Source organism: Candidatus Protochlamydia naegleriophila, from assembly GCF_001499655.1.
Classification (GTDB): Bacteria; Chlamydiota; Chlamydiia; order Chlamydiales; family Parachlamydiaceae; genus Protochlamydia; species Protochlamydia naegleriophila.
Map to the genome: position 1 here is coordinate 2844997 of NZ_LN879502.1, position 22010 is coordinate 2867006.

General features: G+C 41.8%; 24 protein-coding genes and 1 tRNA gene. 12 read left to right on the plus strand and 13 right to left on the minus strand.

The window, feature by feature from the left end; genetic code table 11:
- Positions 1–4: 4 nt before the first annotated feature.
- The 6 genes from ung (at position 5) to PNK_RS12020 (ending at position 4361) form a co-directional block, all read left to right on the plus strand.
- Complete coding sequence (gene ung, locus PNK_RS11995; protein WP_032124655.1) at positions 5–715, plus strand: uracil-DNA glycosylase; 711 nt, start codon at positions 5–7, stop codon at positions 713–715.
- A gap of 239 nt (positions 716–954) precedes the next feature.
- Entirely contained in the window at positions 955–1278 is a 324-nt protein-coding gene (locus tag PNK_RS12000; RefSeq protein WP_032124656.1) for a hypothetical protein, read from the plus strand.
- Between the two features lie 289 nt (positions 1279–1567).
- Positions 1568–2308, plus strand: coding sequence for a collagen-like triple helix repeat-containing protein (locus tag PNK_RS12005; RefSeq protein WP_059062271.1), 741 nt, complete (start codon positions 1568–1570; stop codon positions 2306–2308).
- Between the two features lie 24 nt (positions 2309–2332).
- Positions 2333–3010, plus strand: coding sequence for a hypothetical protein (locus PNK_RS12010; protein ID WP_032124658.1), 678 nt, complete (start codon positions 2333–2335; stop codon positions 3008–3010).
- A 52-nt stretch (positions 3011–3062) separates the two neighbouring features.
- A complete protein-coding gene (locus tag PNK_RS12015; protein ID WP_032124659.1) occupies positions 3063–3758 on the plus strand; it encodes a collagen-like triple helix repeat-containing protein in 696 nt (231 codons plus the stop codon).
- A gap of 201 nt (positions 3759–3959) precedes the next feature.
- Positions 3960–4361 carry a type III secretion system chaperone gene (locus PNK_RS12020; RefSeq protein WP_032124660.1) on the plus strand — a complete coding sequence of 134 codons (402 nt, stop codon included), beginning with the start codon at positions 3960–3962 and terminating at the stop codon, positions 4359–4361.
- Here PNK_RS12020 and tatC read toward each other — a convergent pair.
- Both tatC and PNK_RS12030 read right to left on the minus strand, forming a co-directional pair.
- Positions 4348–5265, minus strand: a complete 918-nt coding sequence (tatC, locus tag PNK_RS12025) for a twin-arginine translocase subunit TatC (RefSeq protein ID WP_032124661.1) — start codon at positions 5263–5265, stop codon at positions 4348–4350. The genes PNK_RS12020 and tatC overlap by 14 nt on opposite strands.
- The gene (locus tag PNK_RS12030) at positions 5262–5471 is read right to left on the minus strand and encodes a Sec-independent protein translocase subunit TatA/TatB (RefSeq protein ID WP_032124662.1); all 210 of its coding nucleotides are present in this window, start codon (positions 5469–5471) and stop codon (positions 5262–5264) included. Before PNK_RS12030 ends, tatC begins: the two co-directional genes overlap by 4 nt.
- A 482-nt stretch (positions 5472–5953) precedes the next feature.
- Between PNK_RS12030 and PNK_RS12035 the strand changes: the two genes are divergently transcribed.
- From PNK_RS12035 to PNK_RS12050, 4 genes are all read left to right on the plus strand, one after another.
- Complete coding sequence (locus PNK_RS12035) at positions 5954–6568, plus strand: hypothetical protein (protein ID WP_032124663.1); 615 nt, start codon at positions 5954–5956, stop codon at positions 6566–6568.
- A gap of 111 nt (positions 6569–6679) precedes the next feature.
- Positions 6680–6928 (plus strand): hypothetical protein, encoded by a 249-nt coding sequence (locus tag PNK_RS12040; protein WP_051981790.1) that lies wholly within the window; start codon positions 6680–6682, stop codon positions 6926–6928.
- Positions 6929–6936: 8 nt separating this feature from the next.
- Positions 6937–7011 (plus strand) — tRNA-Pro (locus PNK_RS12045).
- A gap of 84 nt (positions 7012–7095) precedes the next feature.
- A complete protein-coding gene (locus PNK_RS12050) occupies positions 7096–8046 on the plus strand; it encodes a hypothetical protein (RefSeq protein WP_059062273.1) in 951 nt (316 codons plus the stop codon).
- 151 nt (positions 8047–8197) lie between these two features.
- Here the strand turns inward: PNK_RS12050 and PNK_RS12055 are convergent, their stop codons facing one another.
- The 6 genes from PNK_RS12055 to PNK_RS12080 form a co-directional block, all read right to left on the minus strand.
- Complete coding sequence (locus tag PNK_RS12055) at positions 8198–8815, minus strand: hypothetical protein (RefSeq protein WP_032124666.1); 618 nt, start codon at positions 8813–8815, stop codon at positions 8198–8200.
- A gap of 18 nt (positions 8816–8833) precedes the next feature.
- A complete protein-coding gene (locus PNK_RS12060) occupies positions 8834–9907 on the minus strand; it encodes an ATP-binding protein (RefSeq protein WP_051981791.1) in 1074 nt (357 codons plus the stop codon).
- The gene (locus tag PNK_RS12065) at positions 9904–11766 is read right to left on the minus strand and encodes a hypothetical protein (RefSeq protein WP_032124667.1); all 1863 of its coding nucleotides are present in this window, start codon (positions 11764–11766) and stop codon (positions 9904–9906) included. Before PNK_RS12065 ends, PNK_RS12060 begins: the two co-directional genes overlap by 4 nt.
- Positions 11763–14237, minus strand: coding sequence for an Hsp70 family protein (locus PNK_RS12070; protein WP_032124668.1), 2475 nt, complete (start codon positions 14235–14237; stop codon positions 11763–11765). The genes PNK_RS12065 and PNK_RS12070 overlap by 4 nt, the downstream gene beginning before the upstream one ends.
- Positions 14238–14500: 263 nt before the next feature.
- Positions 14501–14944 (minus strand): P-loop NTPase family protein, encoded by a 444-nt coding sequence (locus PNK_RS12075; protein ID WP_158021810.1) that lies wholly within the window; start codon positions 14942–14944, stop codon positions 14501–14503.
- 26 nt (positions 14945–14970) lie between these two features.
- Positions 14971–15183 (minus strand): hypothetical protein, encoded by a 213-nt coding sequence (locus tag PNK_RS12080; RefSeq protein ID WP_032124670.1) that lies wholly within the window; start codon positions 15181–15183, stop codon positions 14971–14973.
- Positions 15184–15559: 376 nt separating this feature from the next.
- Here PNK_RS12080 and PNK_RS12090 point away from each other — a divergent pair, with 376 nt between their 5' ends.
- Both PNK_RS12090 and PNK_RS12095 read left to right on the plus strand, forming a co-directional pair.
- Positions 15560–16153: a type IV toxin-antitoxin system AbiEi family antitoxin domain-containing protein gene (locus PNK_RS12090; protein WP_032124672.1), complete on the plus strand. Its 594-nt coding sequence runs from the start codon at positions 15560–15562 to the stop codon at positions 16151–16153.
- Positions 16150–17004, plus strand: coding sequence for a nucleotidyl transferase AbiEii/AbiGii toxin family protein (locus PNK_RS12095; protein ID WP_051981792.1), 855 nt, complete (start codon positions 16150–16152; stop codon positions 17002–17004). The genes PNK_RS12090 and PNK_RS12095 overlap by 4 nt, the downstream gene beginning before the upstream one ends.
- A gap of 294 nt (positions 17005–17298) precedes the next feature.
- Here PNK_RS12095 and PNK_RS12105 read toward each other — a convergent pair whose 3' ends face one another.
- The 5 genes from PNK_RS12105 to PNK_RS12125 form a co-directional block, all read right to left on the minus strand.
- Positions 17299–17739, minus strand: coding sequence for a DUF5681 domain-containing protein (locus tag PNK_RS12105; protein WP_032124674.1), 441 nt, complete (start codon positions 17737–17739; stop codon positions 17299–17301).
- Positions 17740–17822: 83 nt separating this feature from the next.
- Positions 17823–19484, minus strand: a complete 1662-nt coding sequence (locus tag PNK_RS12110; RefSeq protein WP_079992929.1) for an AAA family ATPase — start codon at positions 19482–19484, stop codon at positions 17823–17825.
- Positions 19481–19678 carry a helix-turn-helix transcriptional regulator gene (locus tag PNK_RS12115; protein ID WP_032124676.1) on the minus strand — a complete coding sequence of 66 codons (198 nt, stop codon included), beginning with the start codon at positions 19676–19678 and terminating at the stop codon, positions 19481–19483. The genes PNK_RS12110 and PNK_RS12115 overlap by 4 nt, the downstream gene beginning before the upstream one ends.
- Before the next feature lie 91 nt (positions 19679–19769).
- Positions 19770–20552, minus strand: coding sequence for a hypothetical protein (locus PNK_RS12120; protein ID WP_059062279.1), 783 nt, complete (start codon positions 20550–20552; stop codon positions 19770–19772).
- A complete protein-coding gene (locus PNK_RS12125; RefSeq protein ID WP_231909258.1) occupies positions 20545–21873 on the minus strand; it encodes a tyrosine-type recombinase/integrase in 1329 nt (442 codons plus the stop codon). The genes PNK_RS12120 and PNK_RS12125 overlap by 8 nt, the downstream gene beginning before the upstream one ends.
- Between the last annotated feature and the right edge of the window lie 137 nt (positions 21874–22010).

Consider the following 22010-nt stretch of genomic DNA (forward strand, 5'->3'; position numbering starts at 1 on the left):
TTACGTGCAGCCTTCTAGTTTTACCCCTTTTGTCTTAGAACCGAGCTGGCAAAGAGTTATGCAGGAAGAGCTCAAGCAGCCTTACATGATCGAACTAGCAGCCTTCGTCGAAAAAGAGTATGCCACCTCTCCCAAACCGGTTTACCCTCCGCGCGACCTCATCTTCAATGCCTTCACGCATACACCTTATGACAAGGTCCAGGTAGTCATCATGGGGCAGGATCCCTATCATGGTCCGGGTCAGGCTCATGGCTTAAGCTTTAGCGTTCCGAAGGGAATAAAGCCCCCTCCTTCCTTGCAAAATATTTTTAAGGAACTCCATAGCGATATCCAACTGCCGACACCTTCGCACGGCTGCCTCTTGTCTTGGGCCAACCAAGGCGTTTTGCTGCTTAATGCCACTCTCACAGTTAAACAAAGCGAGCCCCTTTCACATCATGGAAGAGGTTGGGAACGCTTTACAGACGCTGTCATTCGTTCTCTGCAAAAAAGGACAGATCCAGTCATTTTTGTTCTTTGGGGTAAATCGGCCCAAGACAAATGCCGCTTCTTAAAAGACAACAGCATGGCGAACCGCCACCACATTTTGACTGCAGCCCACCCATCTCCTTTTTCAGCCGCAAATGGTTTCTTTGGGTGTCGCCACTTTTCAAAGATCAATTCCCTTCTGCAGCAGCAAGGCAAGAGTCCTATCCAATGGGGATTGGATTACTAAGATGGATTTCCATTTTAATCCGTGAAAGAGCATTGGGTAAACGCAAGAGCCTTTCCCCTATTTACAGATTGTCTTAACATTCAGTCTATTCTTTTATTGTTTGATCCTTTATCCACATCAAAGGTCATTCTCATTTATTCTCTTGCCTTAAAAAATAGCCCCAGTCCAGGCAAAAATGCTCTTGATAGAAATAGAAATAGGGAATAAAAAGGAAGATAGATGGCGAAGAGGATTTGAAAATGGTTTATTCAGAATTTTGTCGAGAAAAGCTTTTTCAATATAAAATCAATGGACAATCTCGTCCCTTTGTCGATCAAAACCTGCAAATCCAAATTCCAGGTATTGATTCCCATGCCGAAATAGGCAAGAGTCAAAGCTACAGTCCCATTTATGCCTATTATTCGCAAAAACTTCCCAAAATCGCCCATCTCCCCACATTAACCAAGGAAGCAGAGCTCGATCGAGTTATGACTGATGCCGAGCGATCCTACCTGGCTTGGAAAAAGATGCGTAAGCAGCTTTTAAAGGCTGCCAAGCGCTATTTTTCGAAGCATTCATCTTAAATTATGGTTGCGTACAAATACTGGCTTAAAACCCAAACAATTGCCTTTAATAAAAACCATCCTTACCTCTGATTCCATACATCATTCTGGCTCCTAGACATTCTAAAAAAGCACTCAACCTCATCAAGCTTCTTTCGAGAGGAGTCTATGACTAATCGCGAGTGTAATTTTTGAATGCCCTTACAATGGCATATAGAATCAGATTTCAGAAAATATGTTATTTTTTTTTACTTTAAAATAAAATATTGTTAATTTTCACCTTTACCTTTTAAATCTGAGGCTTACCATTATGCATAGCGACTTTGATATGACCCGTACCCTATCTCTTTTGCGTCGATCCTGGATGCAGTGTTTATTCATCTTGATTTTTGTTAGTCAAACGCTTTTTTGCCACTCCCAAGAATGCGTATGCGAAGAAGAACCCCAAACATGTTTTTCTAATACTCGCGCTCTTTTGATAGGGGGTGCAGCAGCAATAGGAGTTGTTGCGGGAACAGCCCTATCCAATTCACATTCTAGCAGCAGTGACAGCGGACCTCGTGGGTCACGCGGCTCTCCTGGAATCAACGGACCCGCGGGGCCTAATGGAATAGCCGGATTGACTGGCCTGCCAGGAACAGCTGGGCCAAATGGCCCCGCATTTCCTTTTCCTGTTGAACCAGGGGCTTCTCTACTCATCACTTTTTCAACTGCTGAACAAGACCTTCCAGCCACAGCAACTTTTCGTGGTGGCGTCATCAGCCCCAGTCAACAAACAACTTTGACAAGTTCTTTTGGAATCAATGCACCTTTTCCAACAGAGGCTTCTATTGCCGTTGATCCAGCCGAAGTCGGAGATTATAAACTGGTTATTTTGGTTGATTCGGTTTTTGCACTAGCTGATGAAAACATCATCAACATTCATGTCCAACAATTTTTAGACGGTGTTGAAGTATTGTCTACCGATTTTACGGTCTATTCCCTAGACCTCACGACGGCTGGCCAGCAAGTCACCTTCGATTTTATCGTTTTTACTCATGAACCCATATAACTGTTTAAATTTTTAGGATTAACTATGCTGAAGCTACCAAAAATCAAAAACTGGGTGATGCGCTTCTCTTACTTTTGCTTGAGCTTGCTAATTTCTTTTCAGCAACTGAGTGCCAATGAATGTGAAAATTGCCATCCTGCAGAAGAGTGTTGTGAACGTTTTTCTCAAGCCTATTGGATAGGAGGTGCCCTTTTAGCTGGTACCGCAGCAGGGCTCTTAATCGGCAAGCCACATAAGCATAGCCATAGTGGACCCTCTGGTTTTTCAGGCTCCTCGGGAGTACCTGGCAATCCGGGGCAGCCTGGACCAAATGGTCCTATTGGTCCTACGGGCCCAGCCGGTATCCCAGGAGACCCAGGAACCTTGCCTATCGTTACAGGACCAGACACCCTTAGCTTTACTTTCACTAATTTAGATACTACCTTTTTTAGAGTTGCTTTTAAAGGAGCTGTGACAACTCCGGATCAACAAGTCCAAGTTACACAAGAGCTTAGTATCTTTAATATTTTGACCCAAATGCTGACTTACGATCCTCCACTAGTTGCTGGAACCTATGTCGTTTCATTCGTAGATATTGCTGCAGATGGAGGAGGCGAGGGACGCGTAGAAATCTTTAAAAATGGTGTCTTAGTCGAAACGTATGAAGCTCCCTTATTTCAACCGAACGGACAAGTTTCATTTTTTTACAACTACGTTCCTTAATTTAAGACCTAATGAAAACATAACACGCATTCACTAAGAAAGGACCTCTCTTATGTTTAGCTGGCATCTCCACAAAGCCAATCTCTTTTCAAAAGCCGTGAGTTGGTTAACCATCGGTTTATGCTCATTGACCCCTCTCAATGCACAGCCGTTTGCAGAACATTATCCTGATAGCTGTTGCGAACAGGAAGAAAAAACCTGCACCTCTTCAAATGCAGCCAAATGGTTCGCAGGTGCAGCCATCGTCGGCATCGGAGCTGGAGTGATCATTGAGCGCTCTTGCTCCTCAAGACACAGCAGTTCTGGAGATCGAGGACCGAAGGGATTTTCGGGAACGCCCGGAGCCAACGGCGTCGATGGACAAGCAGGAGCGCCAGGAGCCACAGGACCTGCGGGGCCTAATGGCTTGCCAGGAATCACTTTTCCACAAGGAACAGCTACGCTAACATTTACCTTTGAGAATACCCCCCCTTTTAGTTCTCCTTTTATAGCTTCTGTGGTTTTGCCCGACCAAACCATTTTAGAATCACCTGCCAGCCCTATCCCACCCGGCGGAAGTGATACTATCGTGATTAACAATGCAGAATTTGGCACCTATCGTGCCTTTATAACAGCCACTGCTCCAGATGTGTTGCAAGGCCTTCTTGTTATCACTCAATCTGACCTTCCAACAACTGCCGAATACCCTTTTGATAGCGGCGCTGATACTGGAACTCAGCTCACCTTCCAATACACCTATTTCGAATAATCCTCTAAAACTCCTTCGCTTTTTACCAAAGCAAGGAGTTTTTTTATTCCCTTTATTTTCACATATTACTGTAATATAAAAAAATTATTAATTATTTCAACAAGTTTTATTCATATTTAATTTCATTGGTTATATAATAATAATTAAGAGGAATGATATTATTTCTCTTAATCATCTTAATCGCAAATTAGGGTGGGAAATATGTTAATTGAAAAAGATATTAAAAAAATATTGAATCAATTGGCAGGGGGAGATGCGATCGATGTACCTTTTGAAGGATCAGATATTAGGGTACGTTTCCTAGATGATGCTTCTAAGTTATCATTGACAACATCTATCTATTATGGGGGCAATTACATTCCTTCTAGTGTAAGACGTTGCCTGTCCCATAAATCCCCATTTTCTCACCCATCTATTCGCACCTATTTATCCATCGATGAGCAGCAGTATCAAATCTATCTCAATTATTTGGGCCATCCAGATGTTCTTAACCAACGACAGCTCAAAGATTTGATTGAAGAATTTGCTCAGCTCGCCGAACAGTGGCGCTTGTACTTAGACGAACATGACAAAAACGATCTCGTCCATGTTAGGGTAAAATAGCGTGCTTCAGCCGAGCTTGCCATTTCCCGTAGAGGATGGCAAGTTCATACAGGCTGATCAAGGGAATCGCCATCATGAACTGCGTCGGAATATCAGGGGGCGTCAATAAAGCTCCGATGATAAAGGCGCACACGATCATGTGCCTTCTTTTGGAAATGAGCCAGTCTGCCGATATCCACTGATAATGGACGAGGCAGAGTAAAAGCAGCCCCATTTCAAAGGCTAGGGCGTGTCCCAAAAACAGCATTAGCGTATAGTCGATATAGTGGGTCAAGGTCCACGCGTTTTGGCCAATCGGAGCATTGAACGCCTCCAAATAACTATTTGCCAAAGGAATGGTGACGAAATAGGCGAGGGCAAAGCCGGCTCCCATCCAAAGGCCCGACCAAGCAAAAAACGGGATTAGGAGGGCTTTTTCTCCGCTTCTGAGTCCTGGCAAAAAAAATTGAAGAAAGAAGTAGCCCCAAATGGGTGCAGTTAGGGCAAGGCTGCACCAAAAGCAAACCTTAAAAGTCAGAACCATTCCTTCTAGAGGACCCAAGATGAGTAAGCGATTGGGCAAAGGATATTCATAGCTTAGAAGCTGTTTCGGTGCGAGGCGAAGACTTTGGGCATCGATCCATTCAAAGCTCTCTTTTTGAGCGACGTTAGCCCCTCGGGGAAGCACATAGGTAATGGAATCTGAAGTGGTATTGACCACCCGCTCGCGTTGCATGATTTCTTTGGTGACAGAAGAGAAATGGGTCCGCTCCCAATTTGCCGTCAGTGTGTGGAAAATCGGTTGATAAAAGCTGAAAACGATCAAAAAACCGATCCCTATTGCCGTAAAAGAGCGAATTAACGTTGAACGCAAATCGGCAAGATGTCCCCACAGACTTTTCCAAACTTCATTTTCAAGCATCATTCACTATCTTTAGAGTTTTTTGAAGATACCGATTCTTTTTCGACTTTTGTGGGAACTGAAATCGTCTCTTCATCCTCGCCGTTACAAGCTTTTTTAAATTCTCGAATCCCTTTACCCAAACTTTGGGCAAATTCAGGCAATTTCTTTCCGCCAAACAAAATTAAAATAACGACCATGATGACTAAGATTTCGCCGGTACCCATCATATGAACACTCCTGGTGCGCAATTGTTTATGACTTAAAGGATCATTGTGCGGACAAGCTGGATAAAGGGCAAAACTTTTTTGTAGGCATTTCAACAGCAACTGAAGAAGAAGAGAAAGATATATATGTTTATCTTCCTCTTCAGTTGTTGTGGATTTGTTGATAACTCTGCAATAGACACACTTTCCACAAAAATTCTATGAAGGCAGATTTCAAGAAAAAGTACTCTACAGGTATTTGTATTAGACCTTTTAAAATAACAATAGAAAGAGAGGAAAGCAGCGGATAAATTGTTGATAACTCGTTTATAACTTGTCCATAAGTAGGCAGTTATTGATAATATCGACAGCTTTAAACGACTTATCTTCTACTTATTGGATGCTTATCTGCAAGTTATCCACAATCATGGGTTGGAAGGGGTAGCTTGCGGGAAAAAAATTTTCAATTTATAATAAGGCCCTTTTACTTGATTTGAGATGATTACATGTTAGTCAAAAAATGGATGCTTTCATTAGGCCTATGTTTGAGTGCCTGGATGCCTATAGCCGGAGCGGTAGAATACTCCCATTACCGGATTGATAAGAGCGACTACACTTTCTCGACAGTCTTCGACATTACGCACGATAAACAACCGATGGGGAGCGTCGTCAAAAGCGTTTTCCACGTGGCAACGCAATATGATTTATACAATCGCTTTGGATTATTCGAAGGGCATGGCGCCTGCCACATTTTTTGCCTCGGCTTCCTGTACGCTTGGGGAGCTAAGATCGATGTATTCAACATCGACGGGGATAAGGTCGGCTTAATTGATGGGCAATTCTTCACCAAGGAGCCGGCCAAATTTAATTTCTACAACGAAGAGGACACATGCATTGCCATGGCCTTTTTGAGTTCAAATTGCATGGAATTTTGCGTCGTAGATCCCGATAATTCAGCCCTTGTCCTTGCACGCCTTTCGCGCAACTTTGTGGAGGATGCTGTCGATAACTGGGATATGGTCGTTTATCATCCCGAGAGGATCCCGCTTTCGATGTTGAAGATCTTTTCAGCTTTTGCTTGCGACACACAAGACCAGTTTAATGCCGAACCTCCCAAATAAAACCGCCTGTCGCATCCTTTAAGAGTCAATTTTTCCGATGTTTGGCGCATAAATATTGACGAGAAACACCATTCATTTTATGATATGGACCTTTTACAGGTTAGATTCGCCATGGATATTGCTGAAAATAATGTTGTTCGTTTTATTAGTGTCACAAAGAAAAAAGACGGCATGTTTGCCAATTTTCGCGTAAAGGGCATGAAGGGTGGAGCAACGTTTAGTTCTTCTATTAGCGTTGATATTAGCCAGGCTAATGTGCATGCGGGCGATACCTTGGAAAAAATCATTGAAGAATGTGGACGCATAGCGGTCCGCATGTTTGAAATCAAGCTCCAATTTGAGGGGCTTCTCAGCGTCTAATTTCATATCTGGGTGTAGCGCAGCTTGGCTAGCGCACTTGCATGGGGTGCAAGGGGTCGGAAGTTCAAATCTTCTCACCCAGATTCTTTTCTCTCAAGGACTTACAACAAAACCTAAACTTCAAAAACACCACAATTTTATGCTAGGTGGTGGATAGGTGGTGAACAATGTCACGACAGCAAAGCCCGATTCTGACAGAGCCAAAGAAAAACTCTATAGATGCGCCGACTACAAGTATTCCGAGCAACTGGTATGAAGATCCAAACGAACAACAGGTGCTGTTAAATCTTTTAAATCGAGAAGGCTTTGCGCTGGAAGATGCGGTCTACGAGGCTTTGTCCACATACCGGTATGATATAAAGCTGCATCGAGGCGATGTATTTGAAGGCGTACCGCATAGAGACAATGATCGGATAGAGATTGATTTGTGGGCGCAAAGCGGCAACTTTGTATTTTTGATCGAATCTAAAAAATCTGAATATGACTGGATTTTTCTTCAGAACCAAGATTCGACAAAAGACGTTCACATCATCAGCGGCCCGGAAAAAACTGTATCCGCACGCAATAGGATATTGAATTGCGTCGATTGCGTCAGCAAGCAGGTTATGGAGGTTCTGACTACCGATGATAAAACATCCTTGTACCGGCAACCACAAAACCAGAAAACAAAAAATATCATGCTGCCCTTGCGTAGCACTAGAGAAGATCTGGCACGTTCCGCTATCAGACAGGCGCTTTTCAACTTGGAAATCCTGATGCATGACCAACTCCTCAATGATGAGACCTGGAGAGGCCAAAGCCATCGGATTTTTATTCCAGTTGTCGTTACTAATGCACAGCTCTTCTGTTGTACATATGAAGCCTCGGACATCAACTCCAATGCAGATTTAACCAAGATTGTTCTCAAACCAATTACTGCAGCAGCTTTCAATCATTCTGAGATTCTTAGATGGGGCCATCATTATGAAAACAATCTCTGCCACATAGGAAATCCCGCTCATATCTCAGAAATTCGCAACAACGATGAACGCTTCAAAGACACCCACAATAAAACAGTCTTTGTAGTATCGAAAAATTATTTAGTCGCCTTCATCGATAAGATCAAGACTATGTCATAAAGGAACGAAAAAAAACTAGGTCGTTTCGATGAGGTGCAAGGTGGTAGCTTAATAGCGGTCTGCTGTTTGCTCAGACAGCCATTGCGTAGCGGATAGATGATTTTTGTAAATAGAAATAGCAGCTCCCCTACTTAAGCACCTTTGCTTGATTTTATGATGGGATAAGAATCGGCAGACATTGTTTTTTTACATATTTCCTGTAAAGACTCGAAATACCCACTATCATCAATAAGATTGACCAGTTAAATATTGTTTCCGAAGAGGTTAGCTCTGGAAGGAAAGCTGGAATCAACGGAATTAAAGCCAATCCGGCACCACATGCAGCAATACACTCTACATTGATGTAGTATTTCCAAAACTTCTGTCTAGTGTGAATCTGTTTTTCATTAAGCATGCTTTCCTTTTTCCAAAGAGGAACAGTCCATTGCAAAAAAAGACGGCAGACAATTAGGCAAATAGCCAAGAGGATACACATAATAGCACCGATCACAATCATCATTGCTTGAGATTCAAAGCTTGAAATCAAGCTTCCTAAAAAAACCATCATAGACACTTTAGGAAGAGTGAATCCTGCTAGCCATAGAAATATCCCGATTTTCTTCTGTTTTTGTGCAACAAAATATGCCCCCATAACAATGCCTATAGCACCTAGAAAATATTGAGCTGCATCAAATGCTTCCAAACTTTCGGCAGTTAAAAAATTGTAGGTTGCATGCAAAAAGACTAATGCAGTTGCAATCCAAATCTTAACCGTGCTCGATTTACTCATAAAAATTCCTTCATGTTTTTAATTCCTATGAAACCCTTCGAATTCAAGATATCTATTTAAATCCTGCTGGCTTAAAGATGGTTTGAACCTCGAAGCTTCTTCCACAAGAAGGTCCATTGAAATAAGGGTATTATCTTGCAAAGCCTTCAAAGCAGCGTTGTTTGCGATCAATTTTAAATCTGATGAGATAAGCCCTTCGGTCATTCCCGCAAGCGTTTCAATATCAATATCGCTGCTGACCGGCCTATCTTCTAAAAGAAGATAGAATAGTTCACGCCTTGCTTCCTTATCAGGAGGGGATATAAAGATTCTTTTATCCATCCTTCCCGATCTAAGGATTGCAGGGTCTATTCTTTCAGGAAAATTTGTAGCGCCGATAACTAGGACTTTTTTCTTAACGCTTCCTTCCATGTGCATGAGAAACTCGCTGATTTCCGCTTCACGGTATTGCTCGCATGAAGAAAGGCTGTCTCTGCGGGGCATGAGGCCGGAAATTTCATCTACGAAGAGGATGCATGGAGCGATTTGCTCTGCCTTGCGAAATGCCTGCACGATGTTGTTCGATGTCGCATGTATGTAAGGGCTTCCTATTGTTCCTTCGCTCATTTCAATGAGCTCCGCTCTTAGAGCTTCAGCTAATTTTTTTGCTATAAATGTCTTCCCGCACCCGGGAGGGCCGAAAAACAGAATTCCATTGGAAGGTGTAACCCCGTATTTTTCATAGGCTTCCCAGTTCAAAAATGGCTGGATTACATCACGGATAAGTGTCTTTTTCAGCTCCGCCATGCCAGCAATAGCATCCAAACCTCTTCTTTGAATCAAGTTTTTCAGCCTTTCTGGAATGTCGCCTTCTTTGTGGTCGGGATATCTTTTCCCCTTGATTTCCAAACCCCCGGCAAACAGCACTTCATGGGAGATGTCTCGGTTTTTCAGCTTCTTCGCTATTTCTTCGTCATGGAATAGATAAAGATATTCTCCGCTGTCTAAAAGAAATGCTTCGACGAACTGTTGTTTATCGACTCGTTTTAAAATCCTAGCCCCTCCGGGAAGTACCCATCCTGGAGGAAACGATGGTTTAGAAATCTGTGTCATTCTTCGTCCTCCGCGTGATCTATCACATATCTGGCTATTTGCTTATCAGAATAACCGGCTTTACGTGCATTCTTGAGCGCTTCAAAGTCATTCTTTTGCAAATATTCGATAACATACTTTTCTTCTTTAGTTAGCTGTTGTGTCGAAGACCTAGAACTATAGGAAGGCTTTGTTTGATATGTACTATTCCTGTAAGATGAGTTTGAAGCTGGTTTATCATTATTGATAATAGTGCAGAAATAAAATAAAATGGCAGCTGTCCAACCAATCCATTTCCACATCTTACCTTGCATAATTCCACGAACTCTGTAATACAAGCTGCCAAAGCAAGATGCGATTCCCATCAATGAAATCAACTCTTTTGTTTGAAAATCGGTCTGTGATTCGGATTGTTCTGTGAATTTCGAAATACAATATTCATGGTGATTGATTAGATTAGACTTCTCACAAATGAGCAAAGAGTGCGAAAGCTCCTTTACCAACCTTAAAAGTTCGCTTGCATCATTCGTCTGATCATCAAAGCGAATTAATTGAATATTATTTTTTAATAATTCAATAGCTTGATCAAATAATTTGATTGCTATCTTCTGACTCTTTCTGTTTAGCAGAAATTGAAGAGCAAGTACCTTTACTCCAAATCGTTTATGCTCGAAAAGTTCATGTCCTTTCTGTATTATTAAGGAACAGTAATTTATCAAAAGTTGAAGGCGTACTTCCACGCTAGTTTCAGCATCTTCTTCAATAAATATTTTATCTAAGGCTAAATATGAATCCTTAGCTTCTTGAAAATTTTGATTAGCTATAAGCAATTCGATTTTTTCGAATTTATCTGTAACTCGTTTCCAGGCATCATTTTTGGCGAGTTGTATTTTGTCCGCTTCAATCTTATTAAGGACGGCTTCCGAAACAGCCAACTTGGAACTCTGGTTTAGAAGAAGCCGGGCAGTCTCGGTATCAGCATTTTCATTGTAAATATCTACCGCTTTGGATCTTAATTTTTCTGCGGTATCGTTCTTCAAGACAATAAGGGGGCTGTATTCCGCGAGTTCGAATTTGTCCAACTCTGAAAAGCATTTATGGATTTTCTTGAGAATTTTCTTAATGACGGAGGCATCTGAAACGTCGTCTCTCGTTTTTTCCAGCTCTTCCATCTCCTTTTTGACTCGCAGAATGATAGGCTGTAGAACTTCCGAATCGGCCGTCTTTCCAATCCTTCCGAATGCTGAATAGCAGACGCCGACTGCCTCGGGGTTTTTAGTCTGTTGATAGAATGAAACTGCATTCGCTGAAAGTGTTTCAAAAAGAGAGCTTCTGAATTCTTCGAAAAGAGAGGAGGATGTGCCGAGTTCATCATGGAGCAGATAGTGTTTTTCGTAGAATTTCCAGAAATCGTCTGAATCGGAAATCAGCTTCCAGGCATCCAGAGACTGGCAGAAGCTGTCCATGCTGGAAGATGAAAAAGCGTGGAACATCAAAGCTAATGCAAGATTCTTCTTATCGAGCCAGTCGGAGCCTGCTGTTTTAAAAATGGCAATGGCTTTCTGATAGCTTCCATTAGAGATAAGCTCGAGCGCTTTGCGGCTTTCCAATCTGTGGTCTTCAAACCAGAAAAAAATCTCCTTTAAACGGTCCTGGATTCCAGAAACTCTTTCCAAAGCAAGGCGTATATCGCCTTCATTTCTGAATTCTTTTACATGGCCGATATCAATGGCGAATTCCTGCACTTCTTCGATTTTTGCAAGCTGAAGAAGCTGCTGCGATCTCTTTCGAATTTCTTTCAAAGCCGATGAAGAGGATAAGCCCAGGATATTGAATGAATTTCTGATCAGGATTTGTGGAAGCTGCGTTGCTGCTGTCATAACATAATCCCGGATTTCACAAATTTAACTTGAGTCTTTCCATGCCAGATAAAGGGGCGGATTGCCCAAAAGACTTCTTGCATTTCCTTTATGTCCGACTTGGCTAGCGCATCCTGTGCTCTGCTGATCAAAGCTGGAAGCGATGGATGAGGATTCTGCTTCTCTTGTGCCTGCTGGAGTATGTACTGCATCCAAGATGCTAAAATGCGCGGGTCGGAGAATTGGCATCTGAAATGGAGTTCGTCCAGTTTCTTGGCAATGTGCTCAATCCATACGGCGTCCTGTTTAGCAATAGCGGAAAGGCCCTCTTTGCGCAGGGTATTGTAAGTAGTCTCATATTCCGTTCGTTTTTCTGGCGGATTGCAGTCCTGCAGGTATTCTGAGATCTCATCGCACTCCCGCCAGAAGGCTGCAACGTTGGCGTTGTATTTCGTTTTCGCTTCCATCTGGTCCAAGGCCATCATGAGATCTTTCACCTGCTTCTCAGCTTTTCTCTGTTGATCGGAATCCGATCCAGACCTGTCGATCGTAGCCTGGATATCTTTGATCATGTTCTTGATAATCCCAACTTCCTTCGAATTCTCTTCAGTTCCGATGACAGCTTCCGATCTGGATATTTGCTCGGAAAAGTCCTTTTTTACCTCGTCGATTTTAGCGGCATCGAAATAGAGAGTTTGCCGGGCATTTATAGTGATATCGGATTCAGGAAGATACGCTGTTACCGATAATTCTCTGGATTCATTGATTTGGATAGTGATGTCCACAGGAGAACCGCGCTTCAAATCTTTAGCAATTGATTTTCCTGTGATTGCCAGATGGCACACGAGGGTGTTGCGGTTGGTAATCAAGGACTCTCCTTCATAAATACAGATAGGGAGACCGTTGTCTGAAGATCCCGCTTTCAGGTCTGCGACTGTATGGAACCGTTTCTTCTCTTTGAGGGGGAGAATGCTGTTTTTAGAGAAAAAGAATTCCATCGTTTCGGAAGCATCGGCATAACCCTGAAGAGCGGAAAGCGATAGAATGGAAACGCCGATCGAGTAGGGAAGCGGTGCGCCCATGATAGAAACCCCTCGGGCGATATGGATGCTGTCCGGAGAAGAGGCTATAAGCTTCCCGCTGCTGTCTTTGATATAAATCCAATATTGCGTTCCCTTGGCTCCTGTAGGAAGCGTCAATATAAACTTGCCGTTTTTAATCAGAATTTCTTCGGAAGAAAATGAATCATCGGATCCGGCGAATTGTATTGAATAAGGCTGGGAACTTTCCTGGCACACAGCGATCTTGCCGGTAATCGTTTGTTCGTCGTCCGATGTTACGGGGTTGTAGTTTACTTCAAGCTGGCAGTCTGCATTCTGCCGTCCGGTCTTGTTTTCCTGAACGGAAACCGCAGTCTGGTTCCCGAACATGGCAGCGCCTTTTGCAACTACAGTAAGGGGGTCTAAGCTTCCATCCACTTTAATTTGAAGAGCGTCTCTTAAAAATTCCCTTAGAATCGGCATCTGGGTCGGCCCTCCGACAAGAACGATCTTCTGAACGGTTGAAGGCTCTACTTTTGAGTCGTCGATCGTTTTCTTGCAGAGATCCGCCGTTTTACCAAGGAGATCTTTGCAGCTTTCAAGAAGATCCAGCCTTGATATTTCGATGGAGTGCTGAATCTGGATTTGATCTGTCTGAATATCAATATCGATCGTTGTTTTTTCGCTGATGGTGAGTTCTATTTTTGCTGTTTCAGCCAGTTCCTTCAAATAACTGAAAATCTGGGAGTGGATTACTGGATCCAGCAAGATTCCTTCAGCGACAAGAGAGGGTTGGATGAGATTCTGGATGATGGCTGCGTCGAAATCTTTCCCGCCAAGGAAGTTGTCGCCCGCATGGGCGAGCACAGTAAGCGAACCGTCTCTGAGAGCTACCAGCGCGACATCGAACGTTCCTCCGCCTAAATCATAGACAAGCCAGTTTTCATTCTTCTGGTTAAGGAATCCGTAGGCGATCGCTGCGGCAATGGGCTCTTGCAGAAGCACTACCTGCTTGAATCCTGCCAAATTTCCAGCCCTTTTCGTAGCCTCCGATTGGACTGTAGAAAAATAAGCCGGAACAGTAATAACAGCTGCATCCAGAGCCATTTCAGGATGTTTGCGCTGCACATCGCCTCTCAAAGCTTTCAATATTTCAGCTGAGACTTCTTCCGGAAGAAGAGCTTTTTTTAAGTTGGGGAAAAAGATGGATTCCCCTGTGCCCATTAAGCGTTTGACTTCGGCCTTGCTGTTCTGCAGGTTTTCTTTCGAATTGTTCATCACGCGCCTGGCTTTCGAACCTATGACGATATTCCCATTGCGGTCGGCATAAACAACAGACGGAGTGCTCTCTTCCCCTAGCGCATTTTTAAGAATCTGCGTTTCATTATTTTGGATGACGGCCACGGAAGAATTCGTGGTTCCCAGATCAATCCCGATTTCAATAGTAGACAAAATGCTCCTCCTGCAGTCCTTGTTTGCTTTGGAGCAAACTTTGAAAATAAATGTTTCTAAGCCAAAAATTTAAAGGCAGTATACAATTATGACTTCATAACGTCAAGTCATTATGACATTTGCAAAAAAGTGAAAGAACGAGGGAAGCTATCGCTTAGTAATAATTAAAATATTAATTGTAGTTTTTGAATTGTGAATAGAATTATTGATTTATAGACTGCAAAAAGATATCTGCATCTTTTTGATTTTTGAAAATAACAAAGTCAGTTCGCGGGTACTTCTTCCTGAGCTCTTCGATTCTGGTTCTTTTTTTCCTTATCGAAATTCCAAGTGTATTTCAAAATTTCCCAGGTAACCGCCCTTAAGCCTCCAAAGTCTTTTTTATAATTAAAGAGCCTTTTGAAAAGCCTCAAAAAACAGACTAGGCGGGGGAGTTGGAAATAGATCAAAACATCCGCTTTGGCGAATCTCATTTCGAAGGTCGAAAAAGAGCATCCCTCGATCACCCAGGCTTCTTCGCTGAGCATAGCCTTTTGAATTTCAATAAATTCCTGCTTATCTCTTTTCTTTCCTCCAACCTCGAACATATGCCTGTCCAAGTGGTGGACTGGAATGCCTAAAATTCGGCCAAGCTTGGCAGCGAATGTGGACTTCCCACTTCCTGGGAGTCCGATCAGCGCGAATTTCTTAAAAAGACGTTTTTGCATAGAATTTAGAGAAGAAATCGTTAGAGCTATCGGCTGCCGGAAGGCTTTGAATCGGCTTCAGCCATTTCCATCTGATATAAAAGCCGGATTCCTTCGCAGAGCAAAGCGGATTTATCTGTCTTCCTTTTATCTCTCAGTCGTTTTATGAAGATTTCATTCAGCATGTTTTCATCTTCTTCGGACATATAAATAGTTGTCTTCGCTTTTTTAGAGAGAGGTGGTGGTTCTTGCACTGTCATAAAATCTGTCCCTGGCAATAATAATTGCTCTAGAAACTACCAAAATGAAGGTAAGCCGTCAAGTCATTAATTATCCCGCAAAGAGAAAATGATCCCAAAAATTATTTTTGTAGTGATAAAACTCATGAGATTCAATTTTGGGAGATCTTGTGACCCAAAAGGAAATTTTTTCCTCTGCAGTTTAAATTACATTGAGATTATTGAGGGAACGTTAGGAAATCCCGCTTTTGAAAGCATTATAGCTTTGACTAAGGCTCTTGATATTTCTCCGAAAAATTTAATGTCTGAATAGCTCAGATTGGAAGTTTTTATCCTCGCTAAAACACACAAAACCTACCCACTTGACAAATTTGGGTTGATTTTGTAGAATTTAGATATGACCCATTCAAAATATGAAAAACAGTTAGAGCCCTTTCGGCAGGTTCCCTTCTTCACGGTCGAGCAAGCTGAAAATCTAAACGTACCTAGGCACGCAATCGCCTATCTAGTCAAAAAGGGCATTTTAGAAAGGATTTACCCTGGAACATATCGTTTTGCTGAATATGAACCTGAAGTTGATTTTCAATGGGAGAACTTGGGTCTAGCTGCTGCAAGTATTCCCAATGGGGTGATCTGTTTGATTTCCGCCCTCTGCTATTACGAGCTAACGGATCAAGTGATGAGAGAAATTTGGATTGCCGTTCCCCACGAATCTTACGCCCCTAAAAGACCGAATACAAAAATCATTAGGATGCGTAACATCTCTCTAGGAAAAACCGAAATTCTTTTAGGAGAGTATAAGGTTAAAATTTTTGATCAAGAACGCTGCATTGTCGATGCTTTTCGCTATCTTAGCAAAGAAATTGCCATCAAGGCTCTTCAAAGATATTTTAAAAACACTACTATTAGGGTGGATCTAAAAAAATTAGGCGCCTACGCAAAAAAATTACGAGTAGATATCACTCCTTACATCTTATCTTATACAACATGACAGCAGACTTAGAAAAATCATTTAAAGCTAAGCTTAGAGCTATTGCAAAAGAAAAAAAACGTGATCCTGCAGATCTTTGGCAAACTCTCACATTAGAGCGTTTCCTTGTCCGCTTAGCTCGGTCTAAATATCGAGATCAACTTGTATTGAAAGGAGGCATTCTCCTCTCTAGATACCTAGAGATTGGAAGAGAGACAACCGATTTAGATTTTTTAGCTAAAAAAATCAGTAATCAAGTCTCGTCTTTGCAAACTGTTTTTGAAGAAATAGCGGAGATTGATCTCAATGATGGATTCATCTTTAAAGAAGTTAAGGCTAGCGAATTGACTCATCCTCACATGGGCTATCCTGGCGTAGAAATTTCTATGATGGCTTATTTTGGGCGTACTCGATTTAAGGTGGCGATAGATATCGGTTTTGGAGATATTGTTGAGGCTATTTCGTATAAAATTAAACTCACAAACTATTCAAAAGGTGATCTTTTTGAAGAAAGTGTTGAGCTGGCTTGCTATCCGAAAGAATTCATCTTTGCTGAAAAGTTAGAGACCATCATTCATCGAGGGTCTTTCAATAGCCGTATGAAGGATTTTCATGACATCTTTTCTATGATATCGTCATCTACTCTTCCTTCGTTTAAAAGCTTAGAAAGCATCGTTAGGGTTGTGTTCGAACATCGAGAAACAAAGTTACTTTTGCCAATTTCTTTTCAAGAAGATGAACTCGTCCGCATGCAAAATTTTTGGGGAGAGTATTTGAAGAATTTACGTACAGAAAACATTGAAGCTCTTCCGCTCTCATTTTCCGACCTCTTAACGAAAATAAATCATTGGCTTGAAGTGAATATCAAGTAAAGCACGGCACCAAACAAATCTACAAAATCTACCCAAATTTTATATTTGGGTAGATTTTTTCTAAATTAACAACTTAAGAATATCGTATCAAATATCCTTCAGGTGGTAGTGGCTTATCTCTTGGTGATCTACGACCATTGTCCGGCAAACATAAAATTACATCTGCATCGATATGAGGGAGATTGGCTTGAGGACAAATATCAGCATTATAAATCACAGTCGCAATTCGGCGCTTGCTTTGTTTGACTTTCAGTATGGTCTCAAGGTTTTTAACCCTCCTTTCAATCGATTTCGTCATTTCTTTACCTCTTGCTCTAATTTGAGAACCCGTTTTTCAACATCATAAGCTTGAATAGCCTTCACAAAGGCGTCAACGACTCTAGACATCGCTTCCCCTTCGCTTGGTGAGATGCTTCCACAACTTACAGATTCAATAATCAACGACATTGCGTTCACCGCATCATCCACTGTTTGCAGCTTTGGAAGTCTAACATCAATGTCTCGATCTCTTTTCGCCGGTAACACCCGATCTAAAACCAACTTGATTGCCTGTACATTACCAGTTAAAGCCTCGTCAATTAATTTGCGACATATGTTATCTAAGTCACCGTTTAAGAGCCGTTCAGCTGCAAGAGTAGCCCGATTTTTTGTACCTTTGGCTTTGCCTTGTGGGTTGCCGGACTGCCCTTTTCGGAATTTTCCTGGTACCTGCATTTGTCCTGCATTTTCAGGCATATGAACCACCTTTTATTAACTTGAATGGTTTTTCGGTTTTCCACAGGCACTTATAAAAAACCAAAAAACCGCCATGACCTTTCTCATTTCTTTGGTTTTTCGGTTTCTTGATCCTTATATGATGGAAAACCGAAAAACGGCTTATAAATTGACGCATTACTGTCCCCTTTCTCTTTGTTCCAATGAGTAGTCAACCCTTGACCTAATAGCTCTTGAGCCTTTTTATTGGATATATCAGTTAATCCGCCTTTGATCTTTATGATCAAATCCCCTTGCTTAATTCCTGTTTCGGGAATTAGGGTTCTAATTTTTTCAAGATTGGCATCATTTACGCAAGATGCCGGTTGAAGAACTGCGCTATGAATATTTTTGCCCTTGTGGTCTAAAATGCCAATGCTGACGGGGGACAAACGAAACGAAATTGTTGGAGGAAGCTCTGAATCCTTCATTTTGGTAGCGGTCATTGAAATCAACTCATTCTTTTTTCTAATACAATACTCCGCATCCAAAGCACCTTTTAAAGCCATTGCACCCCTTGCACGATCCTTATCATTATGGCCTGTGTGATGGACAATCAACACGCAGCACGAAAAAGGCATTCTAATATGCACATCTATCGAAAAAATAAATTTATTCATGTCTTGAGTTTTATTTTCATCTCCCCCGCCGAAATTTCGCGCTAGGGTATCTATGACAATAAGCACGGGCTTACCATGTGCTATTGATAAGTTTCGGATTGCCTCGGCAACAGTCCTTGCGTGATTTTCATCCATAAATTGGGCGGGTTGTTTGCTAATGTATAAATCTTCTACAACTAATTCATGATATTCGCTCCAAGCCTTTAGTCGACGTGACAAACCGTTATGCCCTTCTCCGGCTATATAAAAGACAACTCCCTTTTTTACTTCTTTTCCCATCCATGATTTTCCCGTAGCAATCGATGCCGCCAAGTCCAATGCAATAAAAGTTTTGCCGGAGGCCGGATCTCCAAAAATCTGCGCTAAACTATTTTCTTCAAAATAATCTTCAATGATCCATTTTGGAGGCGATATTTCAAGATCGCTAGCTTTCACAAATGTGAACTCTTTTGAACTATCCTTTATTCCCTCTAATCTTCCTTTTATTTGAAGGTCTACATCTTCTTGCAAGTGTAAATCTAAAGAACGTTGAAGGTTTTTCCGCTCCTTTTCAAGATTCTTTCTTTTTACGGCAGAATCATACAGGCAGTTTTCTATACGGAATCTAAGGTCATCTTTTGGCTTGTCAGGTTCATATGGACTAGGTTCAACTTCAAAGTCATGGTATGGACGTGTATGGTCATAATGATGAGCTTGAACAATAAATTCTTTAAATAAAGTGTATATTTCTTCATCAAGAATACTTAAGCGCGTTTGCAATCCATCCACTTTTTGGCCTTTTTCAAGGTCGGCGAAAATGTCTATCAACTTAACTTCAATGCCTGACTTGTCCAAAAAAGATTGAACTTCACCCTTCTTTGCAATGGGGCCAATAAACAGCCTATAGCAATCACTAAAACGACATCCAAATTCTTGTTTTAGGGTATTTTTTACAGATTGAGTAAAAATAACACCTTTTCCTTTCACGATTTTGAAAGCATTGTGTTGTTTCTTAGGGCTATCTTGGATATACTTTGTGTCGATTGAATCAGGATTCTGATTTATAAGATTGCCGTCCACTGCCCGGACGGCATCTTTTTTTTCGGTAGGATTTGATTTTGACATCATTTATCCTCCCGAGAAAACCGTGAGCTTTCCCATTGTTCTAGCTCAACAATACGCCATCGTGTTGACCTAATCCCAAGCTTACATGGCTTAGGTAATTTTCCTTCCTTGACCCATCGCCAAATTGTAGACCTGTCAACAGAATAACGGTTGGCAACTTGCGTATCCTTTAAATATGGTGTAGGTTGCGTTTCCACATAGTCTCCTTTGTTGTTACTATGTGTTACAGCGTCTCACACCGAATTCTATTTAGCGGCGCTAGCTGGAATTTTTTTTGGTATTTTTCTTTTAATTTTTTTGGATTCGTGCATAAAAAGCTTTCTTACCAAAGTGTGTGCAACCGCATTCTTCATGAGTTATTTTACCAAATTCTATCAAGACGTCGCTCCCATTTCTTCCTTTGGGAATAAGCTTCCATAATTCTGCCGGCCCTTTTTTGGGATTTTTTTGCACTAACTCCTCAAGGTATTCATTAACTTCCTCACAACCACGAGGCTCGCTAGCTGATTTGGAATTTCGAATGCTGGTTTCTTTTTCTTTTTGCAATTTGACTTCCAGTTCCTTACAAGTCTGTCTCAGTTTTTTTTCTTGCTGGCTTATTTGAGTTTTTTTGGTCTCTAATTCTAAATGAGTTTTTTCTAACTCATCATGAGCTGCTCTAATATCATCGTTTTTTTGAACGATTACTCCTTCCTGGTTTTTCAATATTTTAGTTGTTTCATTCAATTTTCTTTGACCATCTTCAATCGAAAGATTTTTCTCAAAACCTGTTATGTCTTGGGCTACAGCATGTATTAAGTTATCAATATGCTCATTTGTCTCTGTTTCCGAATAAAGCCATGCATACTTCAAAAAAAGGATGACGTCAGGTTGATTATAAGTAAGTTTAACATCATAACAGTCTAGCGACCAACCTGTAGGGTTTGACAATGTCGGCAAATTCAGGCTGAATCGGGTAAGCATTTTATACACGCTAAAGCCTGTAACCTCTATAAGGGCTTTCCCTACTCGGCTATCTTCTAGCATTTTTAAAAAATTCGCCGAAATAACCGGTTTGAAAGTTTTAACCATTTCCCACTCCAAAATCTACTGTTATTCCCATTAGCGTCTCAAGATGTTTCCCCAATTTTTCCCAAGCCATTTTCATTTCAGATTCATAGGTATGACGCTGGTAAATTCGCTTCACACGGTTTTCTTCAGTATGGTTAAGGCAACGCTCAGCAACTTCAGGGAGAACTCCAAGCGCAGTCATCATTGTAGCGCCCGTTCTGCGTAAATCATGCGGTTTCCAAAGGCCTCGGGAAAGCACAAGGGCCGCATTATTTTTTGTCCGGTTCTTGAGATTAGGTAAAGAGCGTTGACGGTCTGTAATTTGCTTGGTAATAGTTTTAGGGCAAACATGATGATTATCAAGACGACTGGCAGGAAAACACCATTCTCCTTCACCTGTGATTGCGTGGAGTTGAGTGAAGAGACCAAAAGTAAAAGGAGAAAGGAAAACAATGTGTTCACGGTCATTTTTGCTATTTTCATGAGGAATCCGCCACAGCTTACGGTTATGGTCAAAATGGCTCCAACGTGCTTTCAAGAGTTCCCCTATGCGGCAACACGTGCCAAGCACAAGCCAAATTGCTATGGTTGCTGTATTTGCCAAACCGGCAGATGAAAGTTTTACTGCAAGCTCTTGGATTTCATCCTCACTTAATACGCGATCGCGTTCAACATTGGCCCCTCCAATTGTCGTTTTGCTAATGGCGGCTGTAGGATCAAATTCAAGAAGGTCTCGTGTGACGGCAAATCGAAACATCTGCCTGATGAGGCTAAAAACAACTTTTGCCATTCGGTTGACGCCTCTTTGTAAAAGTTGATCCGTGATTTCAGTAATATGACCCTTTCTGACTTCTTTAATGTTGAGTTCTCCTATAGAGGGAATAACGTCCTTTAGCATCATTCGACGCGCTTCAGCCCCCTTATCTTTGCGGTTCACTAGGTCAGTGTTGGCCCAACGTTCAAATAAATCTTTTACCAATACCCGACTCGCTTGTTCGCGAATAACCTCGGCTGCCCGCTTTCGCTTATCTTCTACCGGATCTGCTCCATGATGCCTTACTTCATGCTTCATCCTTTCGGCTTCTGTCCGCGCTGTTTTGACGCTGACTCCTGCAACACCAGTGCGCCCACCCTTAAAACATCCAAGTCCTTTTTTCCGTTCACGCCATTTACGCTTGTGGCATGGAACCGTATAACAAAAAATCCATGACTTAGACCCGGTTGGTTTGACTCGTAAGACAAGACCTTTAACCTGTGAATCGCGTACGTAATAGGGCTTTTCTTTAGGCTGAAGCTTTTGGCAGTAGTCATCGGCGTTTGTTTTCGGAATAATCTCTTTCATAATCAATCTCATGTCTTGGGTGGTGGACAGGTGGTGGATAAGACCACTTAATAAAGGATCGCACATTATGCAACAAAATCTTGATGTAAATCAAGACAAGAGATAGCTTTAAGGTCTATTTTTGAGTGGGAGATGAG

Coding starts and splice junctions, on each gene's coding strand:
- PNK_RS12000 (WP_032124656.1), top strand. CDS start 955: ATGGTTTATTCAGAATTTTGTCGAGAAAAGCTTTTTCAATATAAAATC.
- PNK_RS12005 (WP_059062271.1), top strand. CDS start 1,568: ATGCATAGCGACTTTGATATGACCCGTACCCTATCTCTTTTGCGTCGA.
- PNK_RS12010 (WP_032124658.1), top strand. CDS start 2,333: ATGCTGAAGCTACCAAAAATCAAAAACTGGGTGATGCGCTTCTCTTAC.
- PNK_RS12015 (WP_032124659.1), top strand. CDS start 3,063: ATGTTTAGCTGGCATCTCCACAAAGCCAATCTCTTTTCAAAAGCCGTG.
- PNK_RS12020 (WP_032124660.1), top strand. CDS start 3,960: ATGTTAATTGAAAAAGATATTAAAAAAATATTGAATCAATTGGCAGGG.
- tatC (WP_032124661.1), bottom strand. CDS start 5,265: ATGATGCTTGAAAATGAAGTTTGGAAAAGTCTGTGGGGACATCTTGCC.
- PNK_RS12030 (WP_032124662.1), bottom strand. CDS start 5,471: ATGATGGGTACCGGCGAAATCTTAGTCATCATGGTCGTTATTTTAATT.
- PNK_RS12035 (WP_032124663.1), top strand. CDS start 5,954: ATGTTAGTCAAAAAATGGATGCTTTCATTAGGCCTATGTTTGAGTGCC.
- PNK_RS12040 (WP_051981790.1), top strand. CDS start 6,680: ATGGATATTGCTGAAAATAATGTTGTTCGTTTTATTAGTGTCACAAAG.
- PNK_RS12050 (WP_059062273.1), top strand. CDS start 7,096: ATGTCACGACAGCAAAGCCCGATTCTGACAGAGCCAAAGAAAAACTCT.
- PNK_RS12055 (WP_032124666.1), bottom strand. CDS start 8,815: ATGAGTAAATCGAGCACGGTTAAGATTTGGATTGCAACTGCATTAGTC.
- PNK_RS12060 (WP_051981791.1), bottom strand. CDS start 9,907: ATGACACAGATTTCTAAACCATCGTTTCCTCCAGGATGGGTACTTCCC.
- PNK_RS12065 (WP_032124667.1), bottom strand. CDS start 11,766: ATGACAGCAGCAACGCAGCTTCCACAAATCCTGATCAGAAATTCATTC.
- PNK_RS12075 (WP_158021810.1), bottom strand. CDS start 14,944: ATGCAAAAACGTCTTTTTAAGAAATTCGCGCTGATCGGACTCCCAGGA.
- PNK_RS12080 (WP_032124670.1), bottom strand. CDS start 15,183: ATGACAGTGCAAGAACCACCACCTCTCTCTAAAAAAGCGAAGACAACT.
- PNK_RS12090 (WP_032124672.1), top strand. CDS start 15,560: ATGACCCATTCAAAATATGAAAAACAGTTAGAGCCCTTTCGGCAGGTT.
- PNK_RS12095 (WP_051981792.1), top strand. CDS start 16,150: ATGACAGCAGACTTAGAAAAATCATTTAAAGCTAAGCTTAGAGCTATT.
- PNK_RS12105 (WP_032124674.1), bottom strand. CDS start 17,739: ATGCCTGAAAATGCAGGACAAATGCAGGTACCAGGAAAATTCCGAAAA.
- PNK_RS12110 (WP_079992929.1), bottom strand. CDS start 19,484: ATGATGTCAAAATCAAATCCTACCGAAAAAAAAGATGCCGTCCGGGCA.
- PNK_RS12120 (WP_059062279.1), bottom strand. CDS start 20,552: ATGGTTAAAACTTTCAAACCGGTTATTTCGGCGAATTTTTTAAAAATG.
- PNK_RS12125 (WP_231909258.1), bottom strand. CDS start 21,873: ATGAAAGAGATTATTCCGAAAACAAACGCCGATGACTACTGCCAAAAG.